The organism is Chitinophagales bacterium, from assembly GCA_019638515.1.
In the GTDB taxonomy this organism is placed as follows: Bacteria; Bacteroidota; Bacteroidia; order Chitinophagales; family LD1; genus UBA7692.
This window is the reverse complement of the sequence record JAHBTS010000003.1, coordinates 343,032-361,410: the sequence shown is the minus strand read 5'-3', so window position 1 is coordinate 361,410 and position 18,379 is coordinate 343,032. Positions and strand designations below refer to the sequence as shown.

The 18,379-nt window shown below is 40.6% G+C and carries 13 protein-coding genes; 9 read left to right on the top strand and 4 right to left on the bottom strand.

Annotated elements, in window-relative coordinates; all coding sequences use genetic code 11:
- The first annotated feature begins 40 nt into the window (after positions 1-40).
- Positions 41-1,186 (top strand): PorP/SprF family type IX secretion system membrane protein, encoded by a 1,146-nt coding sequence (locus tag KF872_08015; GenBank protein ID MBX2903489.1) that lies wholly within the window; start codon positions 41-43, stop codon positions 1,184-1,186.
- A gap of 48 nt (positions 1,187-1,234) precedes the next feature.
- On the top strand, positions 1,235-2,740 hold the full coding sequence (locus KF872_08010; protein MBX2903488.1) for an SUMF1/EgtB/PvdO family nonheme iron enzyme: 1,506 nt from the start codon (positions 1,235-1,237) through the stop codon (positions 2,738-2,740).
- A gap of 82 nt (positions 2,741-2,822) precedes the next feature.
- On the opposite strand, the gene KF872_08005 is transcribed toward KF872_08010, so the two are convergent.
- Positions 2,823-3,551 (bottom strand): beta-ketoacyl-ACP reductase, encoded by a 729-nt coding sequence (locus KF872_08005; protein ID MBX2903487.1) that lies wholly within the window; start codon positions 3,549-3,551, stop codon positions 2,823-2,825.
- 119 nt (positions 3,552-3,670) lie between these two features.
- Here KF872_08005 and KF872_08000 point away from each other — a divergent pair, with 119 nt between their 5' ends.
- The gene (locus KF872_08000) at positions 3,671-5,296 is read left to right on the top strand and encodes a PDZ domain-containing protein (protein MBX2903486.1); all 1,626 of its coding nucleotides are present in this window, start codon (positions 3,671-3,673) and stop codon (positions 5,294-5,296) included.
- A gap of 3 nt (positions 5,297-5,299) precedes the next feature.
- On the opposite strand, the gene KF872_07995 is transcribed toward KF872_08000, so the two are convergent.
- A complete protein-coding gene (locus tag KF872_07995; GenBank protein ID MBX2903485.1) occupies positions 5,300-5,590 on the bottom strand; it encodes a hypothetical protein in 291 nt (96 codons plus the stop codon).
- Positions 5,591-5,764: 174 nt separating this feature from the next.
- Between KF872_07995 and msrB the strand changes: the two genes are divergently transcribed.
- The gene (msrB, locus tag KF872_07990) at positions 5,765-6,238 is read left to right on the top strand and encodes a peptide-methionine (R)-S-oxide reductase MsrB (GenBank protein MBX2903484.1); all 474 of its coding nucleotides are present in this window, start codon (positions 5,765-5,767) and stop codon (positions 6,236-6,238) included.
- A gap of 10 nt (positions 6,239-6,248) precedes the next feature.
- On the opposite strand, the gene KF872_07985 is transcribed toward msrB, so the two are convergent.
- Both KF872_07985 and KF872_07980 read right to left on the bottom strand, forming a co-directional pair.
- Entirely contained in the window at positions 6,249-6,839 is a 591-nt protein-coding gene (locus KF872_07985) for a riboflavin synthase (protein ID MBX2903483.1), read from the bottom strand.
- A 1-nt stretch (position 6,840) separates the two neighbouring features.
- On the bottom strand, positions 6,841-8,643 hold the full coding sequence (locus KF872_07980) for a T9SS type A sorting domain-containing protein (protein MBX2903482.1): 1,803 nt from the start codon (positions 8,641-8,643) through the stop codon (positions 6,841-6,843).
- 150 nt (positions 8,644-8,793) lie between these two features.
- Here KF872_07980 and KF872_07975 point away from each other — a divergent pair, with 150 nt between their 5' ends.
- The 5 genes from KF872_07975 (at position 8,794) to KF872_07955 (ending at position 18,277) form a co-directional block, all read left to right on the top strand.
- Complete coding sequence (locus tag KF872_07975; protein ID MBX2903481.1) at positions 8,794-10,230, top strand: leucyl aminopeptidase; 1,437 nt, start codon at positions 8,794-8,796, stop codon at positions 10,228-10,230.
- 32 nt (positions 10,231-10,262) lie between these two features.
- Positions 10,263-11,312: a 4-hydroxythreonine-4-phosphate dehydrogenase PdxA gene (gene pdxA / locus KF872_07970; GenBank protein ID MBX2903480.1), complete on the top strand. Its 1,050-nt coding sequence runs from the start codon at positions 10,263-10,265 to the stop codon at positions 11,310-11,312.
- 177 nt (positions 11,313-11,489) lie between these two features.
- Entirely contained in the window at positions 11,490-12,029 is a 540-nt protein-coding gene (locus KF872_07965; GenBank protein MBX2903479.1) for a hypothetical protein, read from the top strand.
- A gap of 3 nt (positions 12,030-12,032) precedes the next feature.
- Positions 12,033-13,127, top strand: coding sequence for a PorV/PorQ family protein (locus KF872_07960; protein ID MBX2903478.1), 1,095 nt, complete (start codon positions 12,033-12,035; stop codon positions 13,125-13,127).
- Between the two features lie 5 nt (positions 13,128-13,132).
- A complete protein-coding gene (locus KF872_07955) occupies positions 13,133-18,277 on the top strand; it encodes a hypothetical protein (protein MBX2903477.1) in 5,145 nt (1,714 codons plus the stop codon).
- The last annotated feature ends 102 nt before the right edge of the window (positions 18,278-18,379 follow it).

The window sequence follows — 18,379 nt, the reverse complement described above, 5'->3', positions numbered from 1 at the left end:
GAGGCAGAAACGGTTTTAGGTTTGCTTTATTGTGAAACAAATGTGCAGATATTTCAGGTTATTTTTATTATTCAACAAGAAGCCAAGCATTGGTTTTAGTAATAATTATGCCCTAAAGCCTATTCGTTTAAATGATGCTGCCATTGCAGCTAGGCACGTTAAAAAAGTACTGGCAGTTGTGTTGGTTTTGTGTTCGCTGGTGTTTTCGGTACGCAGCCAAGACGTGGTAATGAGCCAGTTTTATTCCGCTCAATTGTATTTGAATCCTGCACTCACGGGCATTGCTTACGGGCCGCGGTTTACGGCAAATTATCGCAACCAATGGCCTGGTATGGGAAGTGGTTTTAATGGCGGTTACACTACCTATATGGCTTCTTTCGATATGCATATAGATAGAGCCAGAAGCGGCATAGGTTTGTTGGTAGTGGCAGACCAAATGATGAATAATGTATTTGGCAATTATTATGTTACCGCATCGTTTGCCCCCCAAATAAAATTTAACCGAAAAATAGCCATGAAAATTGGAGTGTCCGGCACCTACATCCACCGCAGATTAAAGTGGAATGAATTGCAATTTTCGGATATGATAAATCCATATTCCGGCTTCTTTGATGCCAACGGAAATCTGAATGCCACAGGCGAACCCACGCCTTCCAGATTAGCCACGCACCGTGGCGATATTGCCGCGGGATTTGTAATTTTTACACAGAAACTTTATTTCGGTTTTGCCGTAAATAATTTTATTATGAACAAAGAAAACTTCTCCGATGCAGTAGAAGCACGCACACCTATGCGGTTTACTGCACACTTTGGCGGAAGTTTTCCTCTAAAAACAAAATACAGCTATAAACGCAATATCTACCTATCGCCCAACGTTTTAATAGCCAACCAAGGAAGAAATTTACAAATAAATGGCGGACTGCTTGCGGGAATAGAATGGGTGTATTTTGGAGCGCAATTTCGCTATGTAATAAACAATCCCGAATCGGTAATAATGGTGGTGGGTGTGAAGAAAGGAAAGTTTAGATTTGGCTATAGTTACGATTTTCCGGTGAGCAAACTCATCAACAAAACCGGAGGTGCGCACGAGCTAACTTTCACTTTTAACATTGCCGGAGACGATAATTCTTTGGAAAATAAAAATAACCGAGGATATTTGGCTTGTCCAACAATTTTGAATTTTTAAATAGAAAACATATTTTAGCAACCTTCTAAAAAAAAGCAAACAGAAACAATGAGAAACAACCTCATCAAGGCTGCACTGTTAATAGCTGTACCTACAGTTGCATACATGAGTTCCTGTAAAAAGGAAAAATCTGCCGTTACCGGTTGGAACTACAACGACTCTAAAAATGGAGGGTTTGAAGTAGTAAAATACCAAGGGCAGGAAACAGGTCCAAATTTGGTACTAATCGAAGGTGGAACTTTTGTAATGGGACAAACCGAGAACGATGTGATGTATGAATTTCACAGCGTTCCTCGCAGAGTTACCGTTTCATCTTTTTACATGGACGAAACCGAAATTGCCAATGTACATTATGGTGAATACATGTATTGGATGGATAGAGTTTTTGCCAACGAATTCCCGGAAGTAGTAAGAAAATGTATCCCCGATACTTTAGTATGGCGCGATGAATTGGCTTACAACGAACCATACGTAGAATATTACTTGCGCCACCCTGCTTACAATTACTACCCGGTAGTAGGCGTAAACTGGAACCAAGCAAACGACTTTGCTTCTTGGAGAAGCGATCGCGTAAACGAGCGTATTCTTATCAATAAAGGAATATTGGCTGAAAATCCAAGCCAAATCGGTGCCGACCACTTCGATACCGAAGTTTATTTGGTTGGGCAATACGAAGGTGCACAAGGTAAAAAACCTAAAAAGGATTTGAATCCTAATGGTAACGGTACACGCCCTGTAAGAATGAGCGATGGTATTATGTTGCCTAAATACCGCCTGCCCACCGAAGCAGAATGGGAATACTCTGCATTGGCTTTGCAAGGAAACCAACCTGCTAAAAACGAAGAGCGCATTAGCGACCGTAAAATTTATCCATGGAACGGAACTAGCACCCGCTTCCCTAAATCAGGAACATTCCAAGGCGAATTTTTGGCCAACTTTAAACGCGGACGTGGTGATAACATGGGTATTGCCGGTAAGTTAAACGATAATGCCGATATCACTTCTCCAATTAAAGCCTATGTGCCAAACGATTTTGGTTTATACAACATGGCAGGGAACGTGAGCGAATGGGTAATGGATGTTTACCGTCCTATGACTTCAGTTGATGCTAACGATTTCCGTTATTTCCGTGGTAACCAGTTTAAACGTAAAGAGTTAGATCCGGATGGCAAACCGGTAAAAGATTCATTGGGTGGACTTTCTTATGTAGAAGTTACTCAAGACGAAGCTGCCGGTCGTAGAAACTATCGCAGAGGCGATGTGCGCAATTATATTGATGGCGATGAAGCCTCAAGAAATGGCGATGAAAAAGAAATGTATAAATTCGGAATCAGCTCTTTAATAGATGATAATGCAAGAGTAGTAAAAGGAGGAAGCTGGAACGACCGTGCTTATTTCCTTTCTCCTGGAACTCGCAGATTTTTAGATGCTAACATCGGAAGCAGCGAAATAGGTTTCCGTTGCGCTATGGATAGAATTGGTTCTCCGGGCGGTAACGATATTAAAGGTGGAAACAACATGAAGTATAAACCTAAAGCTAAAAAGAAGAAGTAAAATTCTTTGATATAAAAGAGAAAGAGGCTGTAATTGTTACAGCCTCTTTTTTTTATGCCTTTAAACGTGCTTGTGGCGCTAACTACAGTGTTAATCCGCCATCTACATTCAGCACTGTTCCGGTAATAAAATTTGCTGCTGGCGATACTAAAAATAGATATGCCGCGGCCACATCGCTTGCGCTGCCGGTTCTGCGCAGAGGAGTGCTGCTTTTCAATTTTTCAATTATTTTTTCGGGTACAGTTTCTATCATTTCTGTGGCAATAAAGCCGGGGGCAACTGCATTTACGGTAATACCATGCTTTCCTAATTCTTTTGCCCATGTTTTGGTTAAACCAATTAGCCCGGCTTTGGTAGCGGCATAATTACTTTGCCCATAATTTCCGTAAATGCCCACCACAGATGAAGTGTTTACTATGCGGCCTTCATTTTGCTTCGTTAAGAAAGGAAGCACAGCTTTGGTGCAGTTGAAAACTCCCGTGAGGTTTACATCTAATACTTGTTGCCATTGTTCGTTGCTCATCTTTTCAAGCGAGGCATCACGTGTAATTCCTGCATTGTTTATTAAGCCGTAGATATTGCCAAAATGTTGGTAGGTAGCTTGAGCGGCAGCAGTAGTTTGTTCGGGTATAGCGGTGTTTACATTCAAAAAGTAAACTTGTTTTCCTTGCTGCTTTAGTTCATTTTCGAGTGTGGCACCGGCAGTATTGTTTACATCCCAAATAGCAACTGCAAAGCCGTTTTCTGCCAGTAGTTGCACTGTGGTTTTTCCAATGCCGGAGGCCCCTCCGGTAACAATTATTGTTTTCATGTACAATGGTAGTTTTATGTTTCTAAAGTACTTGCTTTCTCTAACTTTTCTTAAATAAAAAGTAGCACCTATAAACCATTCATAACTGTTTATCTTCGCACGTTTCTAATTTAAGGCTAATGGAAAATGAACGTGTAAAAATTACCGTAACCAATTCTAAAATAAATGTTTGGCAGCCCATGATTTATGCGCTGGTATTGGTATTTGGCATATTGTTAGGATTGTTGCTCTTTTCGGTAAACACAGGCAAGCAAAAACCATTTATTGATGGAAAGCGCGATAAGCTCGAAGATATTCTTACCTACGTTCGACTAAAGTATGTAGATACCGTAAATACCGATAAGCTATACGAAGATGCCGTGCAAGATATGTTGGCAACCTTAGATCCGCATTCTGTATATATTCCGGCACGCGAGTTGGCACGCGAAAACGAATCGCTCGAAGGAAATTTTGAAGGCATTGGTATTGAGTTTAATATTTTTGAAGATACCATTATGGTGGTTACGCCAATTACAGGTGGTCCTTCGGAAGCAGTAGGCTTAAAGAGTGGCGATTTAATTGTGAAGATAAACGACACGTTGGTGTGTGGCGTAAAGATTAAAAATGAAGATGTAGTGAAAAAGTTGCGTGGCGAAAAAAACACTAAAGTAAAGGTGAGTGTGCTTCGCAAACCAACTAATACAATTCTAGATTATACCATTACGCGCAACACCATTCCATTGTATAGTGTAGATGCAGCCTTAATGCTAAACAGCAAAACAGGATACATAAAAATAAACCGCTTTAGTGCTACCACACACGATGAGTTTAAAAAGAAAATAAGGAAGTTGAAAGAAGAAGGTATGGAGCAATTGATTATAGATGTGCGCCAAAACCCCGGTGGCTATTTGAATGCTGCTGCCGAAATTGCCGATGAACTTTTAACCGGAGAGAAACTAATTGTTTATACACAAGGCAATGCTTACAAACGCCAGAACTATATTGGAGGAAGAGAGGGCTTATTTGAAAAAGGTAAGCTGGTAGTGCTAATAGACCAAGGAGCTGCCTCTGCAAGCGAAATTCTTGCAGGTGCTGTGCAAGATTGGGATAGGGGCACTGTGGTTGGTAGAACATCGTTTGGCAAAGGATTGGTGCAAGAGCAGTTTCCATTAAGTGATGGCAGTGCATTACGCTTAACGGTTGCTCGTTATTACACACCTTCCGGCAGGTGTATTCAACGACCATACAATAATGGAAAAACAGCCTATAACGAAGACTTTTTTAAACGCTACGAGAATGGTAGCCTGCTCAACGATGACACAACACAGCATCATACAGATTCGCTGGTTTACAAAACTGCAAAAGGACGTAAAGTATATGGTGGAGGCGGCATTCATCCCGATGTGTTTGCTCCTTTCGATAGCAGCATATTAAATGTAACCTTTGCTGAAGTTGCTGGACTAATTGCAGAATTTACCTACAAAGTTTATCCGCAATACGAAGCAGAAATAGCTCGGTATAAAAATGTAGAAACCTTTGCAGCCGAATTTAATGTAAGCAATGCATTGTTTGAGCAATACCTTGATTTCGTAAAGCAGCAGCATCCAAAAGCAGACTTCAATAAATTTGCACCATATTATCCAAAAGTAAAAAGCCGCTTAAAAGCATTTTTTGGAAGACAGCGTTGGCAAAACGAAGGTTATTTCTTTTTAATGAAAGAAGAGGATCGCGACTTAAAGAAAGCATTGGAAGTATTCAATCAATAACTATTAGCAGTGGTTAGGCGTGCAATGGTCGCAAAAGAGTGAATCTTCGTGCGTGTCGCCATCGGGAAAAAATTTTTCTTGGGCATAGCCGCAGCTTTTACAAGCATACATCATGCTTAATATTCTATCGGTAGGCATACCGCAGCATTGGCATGGCAAGCCGGGTTTGCGCTCGGTAAGTGCATAGCTAAAACTATTGCAACATGGGCAGGTTGAAAAAACAGCCTGAACCAACCACCAAGTAGATGGTTTCAACCAATTAAAAGTATTTGGTTTAGCAGTTTGTGCTTTCATGGAGATGATTTTTTATAGATTCATTACAGAATCTTTATTCCTTTCACGAAAACAAACTGTAATTGTTTCACCCAACACAGTATGTAATAACTATTTTTGTGTATATGCAGCTTGGTTTAAGTGGGCGGAGGCAGTATTTTTAAGCAACGGTTTAGCCATTTTAATCGGTAACGTATGTATTTAAAAATTGCAATTTTGCTTGTGGCTGCTTTGGTAGTGCAGAGTTGTCAAGCGCAAGAACTTAAAAAGGAAAATATGAGCATAGAGAAAACACCAGAAGAATGGAAGAAAATACTATCTCCGGAACAGTATTATGTGCTTAGAGAAAAAGGTACAGAGCGACCTTTTAGCGGGAAGTTTTATATGCATAAGGACAATGGTGTGTATGTATGCGCAGGCTGTGGAAACGAATTGTTTACAGCCAATATGAAGTTTGACAGCCACTGCGGATGGCCAAGTTTTGATAAAGAAATTGCAGGTGGGAAAATTAAAACTCAAATAGATCTTTCGCATGGCATGGTGCGCACAGAAATTATGTGTGCTAAATGTGGTGGGCATTTGGGGCATTTGTTCAACGATGGTCCCACTGCTACCGGCATGCGCTATTGTGTAAATTCTTTAAGTCTAGAGTTTAAGAAGGAAGAGTAAACACGAGTGTTTATTGCTTAAACTCTTGTAGTCTTGCCACATATTTTCCAATAATATCGAATTCAATATTTACGATACTTTCTTGGCTAATATGCTTCATATTGGTATGGTTGAAAGTATATGGAATAATGGCTACTTTAAACACATCGTCTAGCACATCAAAAACTGTAAGGCTAATGCCATTGATACAAACAGAACCTTTTTCTACTACTAGATGTTGTGGACTTGGTTCGTATTCAAATTGGTAAATCCAACTTCCGTTTTCTTCCACCACGCTTAGGCATTTGGCGGTTTGGTCAACGTGCCCTTGTACAATATGCCCGTCTAACCTTCCATTCATTACCATACAGCGTTCAAGGTTTAGCAAGTTGTTTACTTGCAGCCCTCCGAGGTTTGTTTTGCGAAGTGTTTCGGCAATGGCGGTTACTGTATGCGAATGACTATTGCACGCCACCACCGTAAGGCATACTCCGTTGTGGCTTACGCTTTGGTCTATTTTCAATTCGTTGGAAATAGGAGATGTAACGGTAATGTGGAGGTTGCCTCTTTCGTTTTCTAATTTTTCTACGGTGCCAAGGGCTTCAATTATTCCTGTAAACATATTAATTATTGTTGAACCACTTTAGGGTTGTAAATGAATGGTTGTTGTAAACTTTTACAAAGTAAATACCTGCCGAAAAAGATTTGTTTGCAATAAAGTTATGCCCTTCAAAAGGTTGGCTAAGCAACAGTTTTCCTGCGGCATCGTATATGGCTATGGTAGCATTCCAAATGGTTTCGGTGCTGGTGAGTAAGCAGCCTTGCGGTGTGTGCAGCAGTTGAATGGGTAGTGCTTTTTCGGTATCGGCAATGGTGGTGGGGCAAAGAGTTTTGCCGTTGGGTAGCACACCTCTTTCGTACATTCGTTGGGCTATAATGCAATAGTGCATATTGTTGTATAACTGTTGGTCGGCTTTGAGCAGCAAACTGGCAGCATCGGTAAACTGTATGTTTTGTGCATAGCTGTAGTGTGTTTGCACAAGCAGCTTATCGGTAACATCTTTGCCTATATCGCTCCAAAGTTGCATGAGCATACTGCTCCATATTTCGCCATCTTTATAGATGTTGTTTGAAAGATTGGTAGGATATTTTTTAGTGGAGTTTACTACCCTTCCTGCCCAATAAGAGTTGTGTCCATCCCAATTATACACCCAACCCCAATAGAAATCGTTGTGCCAGCGTGAGTACGAAGCAGCATTGTAATCGCCAAAGGCTTCGTCTAATGCCAATCGCTGGTTGCCTGTATTGCTTTGTGGCGAAGCATTGTACGAAAGAAAATGAGAGTATTCGTGTATGCACACATCGGCATCTTCGGCATCATCCACTCCGCCACCGCCAAAGAATAAGCGCATGGGGCTGTAATTGGTTGCAAAGAAAGAATTGTCTTGTCCGTTTAGTGCATTGGCATCGGCTTCTACCACGGTGTTGGCACAGTTAAAACCAAGTTGCTGCATGCGCTTACCCATTTCTGTAATGTGGTAAAAAGCATTTACCTGCTCAAAATTAAGGTTACTGCGGGTGTAGTTAAACATTGGTGTTACAGCCGTTGCGGGCGCATTGGTGGGTAAATCGAAATCTGCAATCTGTATAAAGGCATTTTTAAGCTGAAACAAATTATTGGAGTAATCAACGGTTAGTGAAACTTCTTTTCTTTCGTTGGTAAGCCATTGCGCATCGGCATCGTTATTGTCTATAAAATTGCCGCCATATAAGTTTCCTGAAGAGGTGAGCGGATCGGGTAAAAACACATATCCTTTTGCAGTAGAATCGGGAGGTGCCAGATACATGTTTATGTCGCGCAAGTGCAGTATTTCTTTTCCGTTGGTAATAAGTTCTATGTTTTCAGAGGCGGTTTTACGCAATTCAATTCGATATGCTTTTACGAGCAATTCTTCGCTTACCGGAAACCAAACCAATTCATGCTGCAATATTTCAAAGCCTTTAAATTCTTGCTTTAATTGATTTGCAATCAATGCAAAAGGAAGAATGCTTTTTTCCAGCGTTTTGGGCGCAAAACTATTGTTGAAAAATGAAGTAATAACGCCATTTCCGTTGGTGTTTACCTTTAGCTCGCTGTTGTAAACTTTTGTGTTGCCAATGGTTTGAAAAAATGAATAGTGCCTGCCTCCCGGGCTTTGTTGCACATAGTGTACATCTATTGCTGTTTCCAAAGCGTTATTGGTGCTAAGCGATGAGCGTACAAACTGCTGAACCGCAGCAATACTTTCTTCCTGCAAGGGCGTGCTTGTAAAAGAACTGCGGCACTTTCGCATTTCTAAAAAAGAAAGTGAATTGCCAGCTTCTTCGCTTGTTTTTTGAGCATTTACTGCCAGTACCGATAAAAGGAGAAATAAAAACAACACCATGAGTAATACACAAAGATAAACGCAGAAATTGGTTTTAAGTATGCTTTATTCTAAGCCATTAAACCGTTTTGCAATAAAGCGCGTATGGTATCTCATTTTGCACTACCCTTCCCTTTCTTATCTTCGCCCTCACTTAATTTTTAATATAAAATGAATATTACAATTTCTATAAGCAATGATGTAAGCAAAGCATCGAATTTAGTACTGCTAGTGTCAGATAAAACCAATTGGAAAGCAATTGAAAATATTGTTTCGCCCGCAATTGCAAAAACCATCCAAGGCAAACTGGCAAAAAAGGTAAATCCCTTTGTTTTAAATTCAGGAACCGAAATATTGTTTGTTGTAAATGTTGATGGCGGCAAAGAATTGTGGCAGCAAACAGAAACAGCACGCAAATTTGGTTTCCAGATAAATAAAAGTTTAAACGCCCAAAAAGCAGATGCAGTTTCTGTGCTAAACACCACCGGAGAATCTGCATTGGCTTATGCCTTTACCGAAGGCTTGGCATTGAGCAACTATAAGTTTTCTAAATACCTTACAAAAGACAAAGAAGATAAAGCACTTACTAAAGTTTTGGTAGATAAAAACACACTCAGCAAAGCAGAAGTAGAGGAGCTAAACATATTGGTAAATGCAGTGTTTGCAGCACGCACCCTCATAAACGAACCTGTAAATTTTCTTACTGCCAGGCAGCTGGGCGAAGAGTTTAAAAAACTTGCCAAAGAAGCAGGCGTAAAAGCAGAGGTTTTCGACAAAAAGAAAATTGAAACTTTAAAAATGGGAGGCCTGCTTGCCGTAAACTATGGCAGCCAAGATCCGCCATCTTTTAGTGTGTTGGAGTATAAACCTGCCAAGGCAAAAAATAAGCAACCAATAGTATTGGTAGGTAAAGGTGTGGTGTACGATACCGGAGGTTTAAGTTTAAAGCCAACCGGCAACTCAATGGATCAAATGAAAAGCGATATGAGCGGAGGAGCATGTGTGGCAGCCGTAATTACAGCTGCGGCCAAAGCCAAACTGCCTTTGCATATAGTTGCTTTAGTACCTGCAACCGATAACCGCCCGGGCGAAAACGCATACACTCCCGGTGATGTAATTCGCATGATGGATGGTAGCACCGTAGAAGTTTTAAATACCGATGCCGAAGGCAGAATGATTCTTGCAGATGCACTGCACTACGCCAAAAAATTCAAACCGGAGTTGGTAATAGATGTAGCTACACTCACCGGTGCTGCTATGCGTGCATTGGGTTCTCATGCCAGTGCTTATATGGGAACGGCTTCAAAAAGCACTAAAGAAAAAATTGAAAAAAGCGGCTACGATACTTTTGAAAGACTGTGGGAATTTCCGTTGTGGGAAGAATATGGCAAAATGCTTCAAAGCGATATTGCCGACCAAAAAAATATTGGAGGCGAATTGGCAGGTATGATTACCGCAGGAAAATTCCTAGAGAAATTTACCGATTACCCTTGGTTACATTTAGATATTGCCGGAGCAGCATTTACACTAAGCGAAAGCGACTATCGCGGTAGAGGTGGCACCGCTATTGGCGTTCGCTTATTATTCAATTTCTTAAAGAATTATTAAATACCCGGGCGAAAGCCAACTAAATAGCTGCAATGGAACATAAACCGGTAGTAGGCATTACCATAGGCGATTACAATGGCATTGGGCCGGAAGTAATTATGAAGGCACTTTCCGATGAAAGACTTTTCCACTTTGCCGATTTTGTAATTTATGGCTCGCGACCTGTAATGAGTTACCATGCCAAGTTGCTCAAAATACAAAACTTCCAAATGAATGAAATTACTTCGTTTGAAAAGTTGAGCAATAAGTTACCTAATGTGTTTAACTGCTGGAGCGAACAAGCTCAGATAAAAGTAGGAGAAGCAACCAACGAATCGGGCGCCCGTGCTATGGTAGCACTCAATACCGCCATAGAAGATTTAAAAGCCAACAAAATACAAGTATTGGTAACCGGGCCGGTGAATAAGCAATCGATTGCCGTTCACCATCCCGATTTTAGAGGGCAAACAGAGTATATTACCACACAGTGCGATATTGGGCAAAGCATGATGATGCTGTGCGATGATAACCTGAGAGTGGGTTTGGTAACCAATCACCTTTCGCTAAAAGATGTGGCAGCAGCCATAGATATCAATACTATTGTAAGTAAAATAGAATTGCTAAACCACTCGCTCAAACAAGACTTTTTAGTACACAAGCCGCGCATTGCAGTACTGGGTTTAAATCCACATGCGGGCGATAATAGTTTACTCGGTAAAGAAGAGAAAGAAATTATAGCTCCTGCCGTAAACCGCGCAAAAGATAAAGGCATATTGGCATTAGGTCCTTTTGCTGCCGATGGTTTTTTTGGCAGCCATCACTACCGCCATTTCGATGCTGTTTTAGCAATGTATCACGATCAAGGTTTAGTACCATTTAAAACACTCACATTCGATACAGGTGTAAACTACACAGCAGGTTTGCCGGTAGTGCGCACCTCGCCCGATCACGGCACGGCTTACGATATTGCAGGAAAAGACAGCGCCTCTGCAGGCTCGCTGCGCAATGCAATTTTTATGGGTTTAGAGATTGTAAAATGCCGTGCCAACTACGCAGAAATAACAGCTAATCCGGTAGAAAAAGTAACTATAGACAAGGAGTAGCATATTGTAAGTACACAGTACTTTGTTTTGCTTTTCTTTGAAGTTTAGTTTTAAACATACCGCTTGCACTTCTTAGCACATTTTCATCTTCAGCCGCCTACCTATTTGCCGCAATTTTATTTTGGCAATATGCTTCCCGATCTTGTGCCAGGATTTACTAAAGTTTATCATCAAAGATTGAAACATTCCAATGTGTTGCTCAGCAATGGCGAGCAGGCTTTTCATGCAGGCATCAACACTCATTTTAAAGACGATAAGCTATTTCATTCCAATAAATACTTTGAGGAAACGTGCCGTGCATTTACGCGGTTATTGGTAAGCAAACAACTCGATAGAAGCACATTGCGTCTTTCTTTTATGGCACATATTTTAGTTGAAATATTATTGGATAGGTGGCTGTGCGAACAGCAACCGGCATTGCCATCGCGGTTTTATGAAATGCTGGAGCACATAGACACAAGCGAGCTAAAAACCTATTTAGATAAACACTCATTGCCTCAGGTTGTTGAACTGGCAGCACAAAAACGCAATCGCTTTTTGGAGCATAGGTTTTTAAACAACTTATCGGAAAGTGAACAAATTGCCATAGGTGTTTGTAAGTTATACGAAAGAACCACTAATAGAATAATAACAAATTATGAACTGTTTCGTATAATTGAAACCATAAACGAATTTTATGCGCAGAACAATAATTGGAATGCGCTGTTGATTAGATAATTTATGCGTCAAAAAACCCTCAGTTTACTTTTTGCGCTAGCATGTGTTTTTGCCCATGCCCAATCGGTGCGTAAGTATAGTAATGAGTTTTTGAGTATTGGTGTAGGCGCAAGAGGTTTGGCAATGGGTGGCGCACAAGCGGCTTCGGTAGAAGATATATATAGCGCGTATTACAATCCTGCCGGACTTGCCCGCATCCCCAATACTTTTCAGTTGGGTGCTATGCATACCGAGTATTTTGCGGGTATTGCAAAATGGGACTTTGCTGCATTTGCAGTGCCTATTCAAGATAAAAAACGCACGCTTGCATTTTCGTTTTACCGCTTTGGTGTAGATAATATTCCCAACACCTTGTTTTTGGTTGGTCCCGATGGAAGCATTAATTACAACAACATCCGTTCGTTTTCTGTGGCCGATTATGCTTTCATGTTTCACTACGCACAAAAATTGCCTGTAAAAGGGCTTACTATTGGTGGTAGTGCTAAAATTATTTACCGGCAGGTAGGTTCGTTTGCCAAGGCATTTGGGTTCGGTATAGATGCAGGTGTTCAATATCGTTGGAAAGGCTTGCAAGTAGGCTTAATGGCGCGCGATATTTCATCTACTTTTGCAGCATGGGATTTTACTTTCACCGAAGAAGAAAAACGGGTGTTGGTACAAACCAATAATGCACTGCCCGGCAGCACTACCGAAATTACGGTACCCACCATTCATATCGGAGCTGCTTACAACATCAATATCAAAAACAAGTTCTTTATATTGCCCGAAGTAAATTTTGTACTGAGTACCGATGGTAGAAGAAATGTTTTGGCACCCGGCAAGCCAATAAGCATGGATATGAATGCAGGTCTGGAACTCAACTTGTTTAAAATCGGCTACATACGCGCAGGTGTAACTAATATGCAGCGTGTATATGCAGAAAACGGACAGCGCAATTTTAGTGTGTCGCCAACATTAGGTGTGGGTGTACACATCAAAGTAATTTCGTTGGATTACGCACTTACAAATTTAACTACCTTAGATAAGAAATCATCTGCCGGCACGGGGCTTTATTCCAATGTAATTTCGTTGCGGCTAGATATAAACAAGAAAAAGTAATGGGCATGAAAAAAGTTGTTGGATTACTCTTTTTCTTTTTTTCGATTGCAGGAAAATACTTGCATGCGCAGCAGTATGGCAACGAATGGATAGATTATTCGCGTACGCACTTTAAGGTGAAAGTATGGCAAGATGGTGTTTATAGAATTCCATATAGCACCTTGGCGGCAGCTATTCCCGGCATATCTTCTATAAATCCGGCCAACTTGGTAATGTTTCACAACGGGCAGCAAGTACCAATTTTTGTATCCAACAATACCGCAATAGGGCAAAGCGATTTTATTGAATTTTACGGTGTTAGAAATAGAGGCGAAGTAGATAGCATGTTGTATAACCCGAGTGCCTCACAGCCGCATCCGTATTATAGTTTATTCACCGATACATCTGTATATTTTTTAACCACTTCGGCTTCTCAAAATAATAAAAGGTTAGAAGCCACAGCCAATGATTTAACCAATCTTCCTCCCAAAGAAAATTACTTTTTACATACCGCCCGCAGGGTGTTTACCAATGGTTTTTTTGAAGGGAAAGTATATTATGCCGGGCAAGATGAACTTTCAAAATCGCTGTTTGAAGAAGGTGAAGGCTGGAGCGGAAATTGGATAAACAGCTCAGCCACCGAAACCGTAGAAAATATGCTTACGCCCAATGTTTATACAGGAGTAGGCAATCCCGGAGTTGTAAATTTTAAGTTCTATCATTTAAGCAGAAGCAATACCCCACACATTCTTACCGTAAAGGTAAATGGGCAAGTAGTGTACAATACAAGCTATGCAGGTTGGAAACAAAACCGATACGAGCAGCAACTTGCGTTGGGGCTTTTGGCTACCGGAACTACACCTGTTGCTTATCGCTTTAGCGATAACTCTCCGGGGCAGCAGCAAAATAGAATTCAACTAATCGAAATTACATATCCGCGTGAATTCGATTTTGGAGGCAGTTCCCAATTTAAGTTTTTAATGCAGGCAAGTTCGGGAAGAAAATACATGGAGGTTGCCAACTTTAACGACAATGGTTCTACGCCTATCTTATACGATATTACCAATGGGTACAGAATAGCAACCAATGCGGGTAATTTAAAATTTGCACTGCCTGCATCTGTGGTTAATAGAGAACTGGTACTTAGCAGCGAGAGCGCCATTACTACCATTTCCGATATTACTCCGGTTGATTTTAAAAACTATACCGCACTAGCAAACCAAGGAAACTATGTAATTATTTCGCACCCGGCATTAGGTGTAAACGATAATGCAAGCCAGGTGGAGCAGTACCGTTTATATCGCGATGTAAATGGCGGTTTTGGTGGAAAGTACAATGCCGTAAAAGTAGATATAGAGCAGTTGTACGACCAGTTTGCTTTTGGTGTAAGCAAGCACCCTTTGGCTATCAATAATTTTATTCAATACGCAGTTAATAACTGGACTGCCAATCGAAAACCACAATACGTTTTGCTATTGGGCAAAGCCCGTGAGTATGTAGATATGCGCGCCAACACTACTGCACGTAACCAGTGTTTGGTACCTACTTTTGGCTTTCCGGGTTCCGATATTTTATTGGCTTGTCCGGTAGGTACTAATATGCCAAGTGTTGCCATTGGTAGGGTGGCGGCACAAAACCAAGACGATATAAAGGTATATTTAGATAAACTAAAAACCTACGAAGGTCTGCAAGCACAATACACGCCCGATCAAAATATTCCCGACAAAGAATGGATGAAAAAAGTGCTGCATTTTTCGGGGGGAACCAGTGCGCAGGAGCAAAATCAATTGGCTTCTTACATCAATAGCTGGAAGCGCATTATAGAAGATACTTCTTATGGTGCACATGTAACCACCTTTGCCAAAAACTCTCCTGCTCCGGTAGATCAGGCACAGCAGCAGGTGGTAAAAGGAATTATCAATAAGGGTATTTCGTTGCTTACTTTCTTTGGACACTCTTCGTCCAGTTTAGGATTCGATGTAAGCATAGATGAGCCTAACCAATACACGAATTACAATCGTTATCCAATTATTGTTTCAAATGGTTGCTTGGTGGGTTTAATTCACAGCGCAAGTAGAAATTACAGCGAGCGATTTGTAATTCCAAGGGCAGGCGAAGGCTATCAAGGATTAAATACCGGAGCCATTGCCTTTTTAGCCACTACCGGGCTTTCGCTTTCAAGCAGTTTAAATACTTATACCAGCCGCGTATATGCCAATTTGGCCAAAGCTAACTATACCAAGCCTTTTGGTAATATCATTCAACAAAGCATGTTCGATTTAGATGCTTGCTGTGCGGGCGATAACTTTACAATGATGGTTGCTTATGAATTTACTTTGCATGGCGACCCTGCTGTTTCCATCAACCAATATGCCAAGCCGGATTATGCCATAGATAATTCTTCACTGTATTTTAACCCTGCCAACATTACTGCGGCTGCCGATACTTTCGAGGCTAAATTGATTGTAACCAATTTAGGGAAAGCACTTCCCAATACCATTCGTGCTACCCTATATCGCAGAGTGCGCGATCCGCAAAATCCTTCTAACTTCATAGATTTAACTTACCACCAATCGCTTTCAAATAATTACTTTAAGGATACGGTAACGTTTAAAGTGCCAACTTTAATTCCGTATGGCAACAGCTATATTGGCTATGGAGCCAATGAGTTTGGCGCATTTATTGAAAGCGAAGAGTTGGTAAACGAAATGGCGGAGCTAAATAACCGCATTCCTTTGGGCGCAATTGTTACCAATATTCAAAGCGATGATATAATTCCGATTTATCCTTATGAATTTGCTATAGTTCCCAAACAAGGAGTTATACTAAAAGCATCTACCGTAAATCCGTTTGCACCATACCGTTCGTATAGATTTGAAATAGATACAACAGAATTATTCAATTCATCAAAGTTGGTTTCGGGAGTGGTTTCGCAAAAAGGCGGGGTGGTAAAATTTACACCGGCTATTACTATGGAAGATAGTGTAGTGTATTATTGGCGTGTGGGAATAGATAGTGGTGGTACAGGAAAGAACTGGCATTACAGTTCATTCATTTATTTAAAGGATGAATATCCCGGTTGGAACCAAAGCCATTATTACCAATATAAAAAGGATAATTTTAATTTGTTGAATTATGGTAGCGATAGAGTTTTTCGTTTCCAAAAAACAAGCAATCAAATAGATGTACACGCAGGTGGTGGCGACCCAATGGCAGTAAATTGGTATTACAATGGCGTACTCATGCACAATGGGCGTTTTATAAACAAAGCAGGTTATGTAAACGGTTTGGTTTTTGCAGTAATAGATAGTGCTTCGGGTAAAGCTTGGTCGAGTATAAACTATGGTCCTTCTTTGTATGCACCTAGGTTTGGAAACGTACACATTCAGCCGGGTTATGATGCCGAACAATATGGCTTCGATTTTAAAACAAATAATGCCATGCACCCTGTTTTTACCAACAAAACATGGGCGCAAGTAATAAGCGATTTTATAGACTCCATTCCCAATGGATATTATGTATTAGTGTACACCATCAACTACCAAGCACCTAATTACACTACATGGGATACCGTGTTGGTAAACGCTTTGGTAAATAAATTAGGTGCAGCCACTTTCCAGCAGTTGAAAAATGGTGCAGCCAATGCACCGTATATCTATTTCACTCAAAAAGGGAATTTTAGTTACCCATCTACCAGCAAATTGGGTAGCGCACCTTCCACTACAACCGTATCGGCTTCTGCAAACTTTATTGGTACTTGGTACGAAGGGTTTATGACCTCTACAGTTATTGGTCCTGCCCGCGAATGGGGCAGTTTTCACTGGCAGAAAAATAGTTTGGAAATACCTTCGCAAGATGAAGACACTGTGAGTATTTATGGTATAAACCAGGCCAACCAAAAAGTACTGCTGCTTAAAACCACAGCGCCCGATAACTATATTCAGAATATTGACGCAGCGGTATATCCTTACCTGCAATTAGAATTAAAGGCGCACGATATGGTGGAGCGCACTCCTATGCAAATGCGCTATTGGCGTGTACTCTATAAAGATGTGCCCGAAGCTGCGCTAAATCCTGCCGCCCACTTTGTGTTTACAGATAGTTTGTTTTTAGGCAGCAATTTAAATCTCGAAATTGCAGTAGAAAACGTAACCGAGCATCCAATGGATAGTTTGCTTACCAAATATATTATTCGCGATGCCCAATTAACGCCCAATACCTATTTTGTAAAACAAGATTCGTTGCGTGGCTACCAAACCATGATACTAAAATTGAATACGCCCATCAATGGAAATAACTACCAAGGCATCAATAGAATTTATATAGAAACCAACCCGCTGGGCACGCAACACCAGTTAGAGCAGTATCATTTTAATAATATTGCCGAAATAAGTTTTACTACCGGAGGCGACAACATCAATCCGCTATTAGATGTAACTTTCGATGGCAGGCATATTGTGAGTGGAGAAATAGTTTCTGCCAAGCCCAATATTCTTATCAACCTAAAAGATGAAAATAAATTTTTGGCATTAGACGATACCGCACTATTAAATGTGTATATAAAATACCCCAACGAAACCACTCCCCGAAAATTTTCTTACGACAATAATATAATGACTTTTTACCCGGCAAATGCCAATAACCTTGCAAAAGACAATGTGGCAAAGGTAGAGTTGAAGCCTATTTTTACCGTAGATGGAAAGTATGAGTTATACATAAGCGATCGCGATAAAAGCGGTAACCAAAGCAGCAGTAGTCCGCAACGTTATGAGGGTAATATTCTATATGATTACAAAACCGATTTTGAAGTAATTACCAAATCTACCATTACCAACGTACTAAACTACCCCAATCCGTTTACCACTTCTACCAAATTTGTGTTTACGCTTACCGGTAGCGAAATTCCCGATTACATGAAAATTCAAATTATGACCATAAAAGGTACGGTAGTAAAAGAAATTAGCCGTGCAGAACTTGGCCCTATACGCATAGGAAACAATATTACCGAGTATGCTTGGGATGGAAGAGATCAATATGGCGACTTACTTGCCAATGGCGTTTATTTTTATCGTGTAGTTACCAAAATGAATAGCGAAACTGTGGAGCACCGCAGCGAAAGTTTCGATAAATACTTTAAAAAAGGTTTTGGGAAAATGGTAATGATTAGATAGATCTGCCATATTTTAATCGCACTATCACTTACTTTTAATTAAAAGTTTCCATTTTTAATTATTGATGTGGATTACGTAAACTGTGCAAATTTATGTGCAGGG